The sequence below is a fragment of the Mycobacterium sp. IDUB_19 genome (assembly GCF_055419445.1).
The window spans coordinates 43,935-49,331 of record NZ_JBVAXR010000034.1 but is presented as its reverse complement, the minus strand read 5'-3'; the positions used below and the strand labels follow the sequence as shown (position 1 = coordinate 49,331).

Annotated in this window: 7 protein-coding genes; all 7 read right to left on the bottom strand. The window is 66.7% G+C overall.

Annotated features, from left to right (window positions below):
- Positions 1–754, bottom strand: a 754-nt coding sequence (locus tag ACZY0B_RS21845) for an enoyl-CoA hydratase/isomerase family protein (RefSeq protein WP_463766315.1), incomplete at its 3' end; no start/stop codon positions are given.
- Positions 751–1,773 (bottom strand): TIGR03617 family F420-dependent LLM class oxidoreductase, encoded by a 1,023-nt coding sequence (locus tag ACZY0B_RS21840; protein WP_463766314.1) that lies wholly within the window; start codon positions 1,771–1,773, stop codon positions 751–753. The genes ACZY0B_RS21840 and ACZY0B_RS21845, both read right to left, overlap by 4 nt.
- 15 nt (positions 1,774–1,788) lie before the next feature.
- A complete protein-coding gene (locus ACZY0B_RS21835; RefSeq protein WP_463766313.1) occupies positions 1,789–2,412 on the bottom strand; it encodes an LON peptidase substrate-binding domain-containing protein in 624 nt (207 codons plus the stop codon).
- On the bottom strand, positions 2,412–3,563 hold the full coding sequence (locus ACZY0B_RS21830) for a glutamate--cysteine ligase (protein ID WP_463766312.1): 1,152 nt from the start codon (positions 3,561–3,563) through the stop codon (positions 2,412–2,414). The genes ACZY0B_RS21835 and ACZY0B_RS21830 overlap by 1 nt, the downstream gene beginning before the upstream one ends.
- On the bottom strand, positions 3,544–4,254 hold the full coding sequence (gene sodC / locus ACZY0B_RS21825) for a superoxide dismutase[Cu-Zn] (protein WP_463766311.1): 711 nt from the start codon (positions 4,252–4,254) through the stop codon (positions 3,544–3,546). The genes ACZY0B_RS21830 and sodC overlap by 20 nt, the downstream gene beginning before the upstream one ends.
- A 33-nt stretch (positions 4,255–4,287) precedes the next feature.
- Entirely contained in the window at positions 4,288–4,770 is a 483-nt protein-coding gene (locus ACZY0B_RS21820) for a LytR C-terminal domain-containing protein (RefSeq protein WP_463766310.1), read from the bottom strand.
- 19 nt (positions 4,771–4,789) lie between these two features.
- Positions 4,790–5,098 carry a DUF3263 domain-containing protein gene (locus tag ACZY0B_RS21815; protein ID WP_003873790.1) on the bottom strand — a complete coding sequence of 103 codons (309 nt, stop codon included), beginning with the start codon at positions 5,096–5,098 and terminating at the stop codon, positions 4,790–4,792.
- Between the last annotated feature and the right edge of the window lie 299 nt (positions 5,099–5,397).

The following is a 5,397-nucleotide window of genomic DNA, read 5'->3' as shown; positions in this document are numbered from 1 at the left end:
TGACGCCCTCACTCGCGTCGGCGGTGCCCATCACGCGGTGGTGCAACTGCGTTTCCAGCGAGGCGACTTGGCGCGGCGTGTAGTTGTGGATCGCGGTGTCCCACAACAGCCGCTTACACAAGGCCGCCGACATCGGCGCCACATTGACCGCGATGTCGCGGGCAATCTCCAGCGCATGAGCGAGGACCTGCGCCGCGGGCAGCGCCCGATTCGCGATGCCGAAATCGACTGCCTCGGGCCCGCTGAACGTGCGCCCGGTCAGCAGCACCTCGGCGGCCACGCCGAGGTTGGTCAGGTGCGCCAACGTCCAGTGCGACATGCAATCGGGTATCACTCCCCGGCGTACTTGCACCACACCATATTTGGCGTCGTCGGCGACGATGCGGATGTCGGCCTGCAGCGCAATGGTCAGGCCGATTCCGATGGCGTGCCCGTTGACGGCGGCGATCACCGGCTTGCGCAATTCGAAAGCCGCCGGGTCGATCGGTGACGCCGAGAACGTCCCGTCATCTTGGGGGCTCTCGAACGGTGTTGCGCCACCGGAGAAGTCGGCGCCGGCGCAAAAGGCCCGGCCCGCCCCGGTGACCACGATGGCCCGGACGGCGTCGTCCTCGTCGCAGTCCCGGTACGCCCGGCCGAGCAGTGCACCTATCTCGGCGGTATAGGCGTTGAGGTGGTCGGGCCGATTCAGCGTGAGCACCGCAACTCCCGCGTCGATGCCGACCAGCACATGGCTCGCTGAGGGGGTACTCATCGCCGTGCGGGACTCCGGTGTAAGGCGTCGATCAGTCCGGCGATGTCCGTGCAGGGTGGCGTGTAGCCGGGGAAGTAGCAACACACTTCGTCGACGTGATCGCCGAACCGTGCGACGAGCTGCTTGGCGCATTCCTCGGGAGTTCCGACGATGCCGATCTGGGCCACCATGTCATCGGTGATCAGCGCGCGCATCTCGGCGAAACGGCCCTGCTTGGACAACGCGTTGAGTTCCAGCTGGACATCCGCCCAGCCCTCGACCTCGAGCACCGGCAGGTACGCCGGTGTCGAGCCATAGAAGGCGATCAGCGAGGCGACTCCGTTGACGGCGGCGGCCAGGTCCGCGTCGTTGCTGCCCACCGCGACCATCGCCTGGGCGATCACCTGAAAGTCGTTGGGCGAACGCTCCGAACGACGCAGTCCCTCGTTGATCGCGGGGATGGTGCGTTCGGCGAAGTGACGCGCGCTGTTGAAGGGCATGACGAGCAGTCCGTCGGCGACTTCGGCCGCGGTGCGCGTCATGATCGGGCCGAGCGCCCCCATCAACACCGGTGGCGGCCCGTACGGGTTGGGACCCGGGTTGAAGTTGGGCGCCATCAGGGTGTGGGTGAAGAACTCACCGCGAAAGTTCAGGCGGGACTGGCCTTCCCACGCCGCGAATATCGCCTTGATCGCCGCGATCGTTTCGGCCATCCGCGCCGCCGGGCGATCCCACTTGCTGCCGTAGCGCTTTTCGATGTGGACCTTGATCTGCGAGCCCAGACCGAGCCGGAATCTGCCGCCGCTGAAGACCTGCAAATCGTAGGCAGCGTGCGCCATGTGCAACGGACTTCGTGGCGCGGCGATCGCGACGTTGGTCATCAAGTCCAGGCTGGTCTCGTTGGCGGCGATGATCAGCGGGAAGAACACGTCGTGCTGGCCCTCGAAGGTGAACAGGCCGTCGGCGCCCGTCTCGGCGATCTCGGCCGCACTCGCCGACGCCCCGGTCGGCGATCCGTCGATTTGAAGATGTACTTTCACCAGTCGTTCAATCCTCTACTCCGACAGCTGGAATTCGACCATCTCGGCGATCGCGTCGACCGCGTCGCTCAGAGCCGCGAGCCGGCCGGCTGCCGACGGCGCCGACAGCACCGCGTAGCGGTCGGCCGCACCGATCGGGATACGGGCGGCCAACGCGAACAGGCGCTGTCCCGTGTCGGCGTCGCCCGGGCCCAGCAGCACCTCGCGGTCCGGCAGCACGGCGCCGCGCGCTTCCGCGATCCGCTCGAACAAGGCCATCATCCGGTCTTCGACGTCGAGCAGCTGCGCCTGCGTTACCGCGTCGCCCGCCTCGTCGGGCCACAGTCCCGCGATAGCCCGCGGGTAGGGGTCGTCGGGCAGCCATTCGCACACCCGAATCCGCTCGCCGGTCCGGCAGCGCAGCGAGTATCGGTCCGCGCCCTCGTCGATACATTCGTTGATCCGGCACAGCACACCGACATCGCATCGCGCGTCACCACCACCGACCTCGCGGCCGCGTGAGATCAGCACCACGCCGAAGGGTTCGCCGGCGTCGACGCAGTGCCGCACCAGCGCGACGTAGCGAGGCTCGAAAATGCGCAACGGCAGATCCTGATTCGGCAGCAACGCCGCCTCCAGCGGGAACATCGCCAGCTCCATCAGATGTCCAGCTCGCCCACCAACGCGTCGACGACCGCCCGTAGATCGCCGTCGTGCTCTTCGGCCACTCGCCGCTGTCGCTGATAGGAACCGCCGTGGCGCGAGATCTCCTCCACCGCAGCGAGTTCGTCACTGCAATGCAGCAACTTGGCGACCGGCTCCAACCGGTTCAGCAGATCGGCGAGGTCGTCGGTAACCAGGCGCTCGTTGCTGTCGGCGTCCAAGATGATCACCGCGTCCAGCCCGTAGCGTGCCGCGCGCCACTTGTTCTCCTGGTTGTGCCACGGCGGCATGGTCGGCAACGACTCGTCGGCTTCCAGCCTGCGGTCCAGGTCGACCACCAGGCAATGCGTCAGCGCGACCAGCGCGCTCAGCTCACGCAGGTTGGACACGCCGTCGCAGACTCGCACCTCGATCGTGCCCAGATGCGGCGAAGGTCTTATGTCCCAACGGACTTCGTCGACATGGTCGATGATGCCGGTTTTCTTCTGGTCATAGACGAACCCTTCGAATTCCGACCAAGTCTGAAACTGGAACGGCAGCCCGGCGGTGGGCAACTGCTGAAACATCATGGCCCGGTTGCTCGCGTATCCGGTGTCCACGCCGGTCCACCACGGCGAGGACGCCGACAGCGCCAGCAGGTGCGGGTAGTACCTCAGCAACGACGTCATGATCGGCATCACCTTGTGCGCCGAGGAGATCCCGACATGCACGTGCACGCCCCAGATCAGCATCTGCCGGCCCCACCACTGGGTGCGCTTGATCAGCTCGGCGTAGCGGGGAGCGTCGGTGAGCTGCTGGGTACTCCACTGCGCGAACGGGTGTGCGCCGGCGCAGAACAGCTCCATGCCGCGGTCCCGGACGATCTGGCGCGCGGGGCCCAAAGTTTCGCGCAGATCCTCGATCGCCTGCGCGGTGCAGTCGCAGATACCGCTGACCACCTCGACGGTGTTGCGCAGCAATTCCTTGTGCACACGCGGATTTTCGCCGATCTCGGCGATGACGGAGGTGGCCTCGTTGCTCAGGTCGCGGGTTTCTGCGTCGACGAGCGCGAACTCCCACTCGACGCCGAGAGTCGGCCGCGGCGACCGGGCGAAATCGATGTGCGCATCGCCCTTTTGAAAGGGCCTGTTAGCCGGCACCAATGACACCGCACGCCACTCGCTTGCCGGCGTCGCCAGTGCTCATCGTGGTCGCATCCGGACCCGGCGTCCCATTGGTCTGGCTGTAGCGCTCCGGCGGGATGTTGCCGAAGTTGTCGGCGCCCGCGTGGATGATGATCGCCGTCTTCTCACCGGTCAACAGGTCCCCCATGGTGAAGGCGTCCGTGGAGGTCACCAACGTGCCGACGCCGTCCTTACGAACCTGCAGCGAGGTGAGGTCCCCGCTGGCCGGCTCGTTCGAGTGGCCCGGCGCCTGGAAGTGGCCGCCGGCCGAGAGGAAGTCGCCGGGCGCGCCGCCGGTGGGGCCAACCGAATTGGCCTCGCACTTGCCCACCTTGTGAATGTGCACCCCGTGGAAGCCGGGCGTGATCCCCCCAGCGCCGGTCGTCGCGATCGTGACGGTGGCATAGCCGTTACTGAAGTCGAACTTGGCGGTCGCGACCTGGGTTCCGTCCGGCGCCCTCAGGTGGGTGGTGATGCTCGGCTGCCCGGCGCCCTCGCCTTCGGCCCCCGCGGTCCCCGAGGGCGCGGGTGATCCCGTCCAGACGGACGGCGTGGTGCCCGGGACCGACGACGCGTGCTGGGGCGAGGAGCACGCACTCAGCAAAGCGACGCTGGTGGCTGCGGACAATGCGGACATGGTGACAACGACATTGCGGTGACCGGCAAGCGTAGGCATAGCGCAGAGCCTAACCCGGCTCACGACCTTCAGTCAGCCCGCGACCACGACGATGACGCCGGGCGGCTCGCTGCTGAGTGCGGGGGTGCGCGGTTCGACCGGCGCGCCCAGGTTCTTGCCGACCGCGTCCGCGGTGGCGTGCTCGCCGTCGGCGTCGGTGAAGTAGACCGTCGTGACGGTCACATCGGGTAGCGACAGGTTCCCGACGTCGACGACCTTGAAGCCGCCGGCCTTGAGTTGGTCTGCGGCATGCCCGGCGACACCCTCCTTGCCGGAGATGTTGAACACGTGGACGTCGGCGTCGGTGGCCGCGGGCTTCGGGCTTGTCGAGGTCGATGACGCGGCGACGCTGGAGCTGGTCGCACTCGAGGCGGCCGAGGCCGAGTCATCGTCGGACTTCCCGGAGGAACTCAGGGCCTGCCACCCGAGCAGCAGGAAGATGACGCCGAGGAACAACAGCACCATCACCATGGCCCGCAGTGGGAGCCCCGTGGAGTCGGGAACGCGCTCTTTCATCGAGCCCTACTGTAGCTAGTCAGGTCACCTCGAAGCCGAGGCGCCGTGCTGCGCGCGCCTTCTGACGGCTGGCGCGCAGCCGCCGCAACCGCTTCACCAGCATCGGATCGGCGGCCAGGGCCTCGGGCCGATCCACGAGCGCGTTGAGCACTTGGTAGTAACGCGTCGCCGACATCGAGAACAGCTCTTTGATCGCGTCTTCCTTGACACCGGCGAATTTCCACCACTGACGTTCGAAGGCCAAGATGTCGTGTTCGCGTCGGGTCAGCCCATCGGCGATTTCAGCATCGTCCCCCGATCGATTTGCCCGCGCCATGGCGCTGTCCATATCGCTTCCCCTGGACCCTTCCGCCGAATTCCCGGTAGCTCGAATGACTTGACTTACATAGGGGCATGTTTCGGCGAATATTGAATCACGCCGCGAACCCTCAAGCCTTCATCCAGACCCGCGAGTCGGCCGATTGCCTTGATTGCTTACTTGGCGACCCCGACCGCCGCGCATCGTCGCCGGGCTTAGCTTGATTGCCCGCCTCCTCAGCCCGGCGCTTTGCGCCGCGCATCGTCGCCGGGCTTAGCTTGATTGCCCGCCTCCTCAGCCCGGCGCTTTGCGCCGCGCATCGTCGCCGG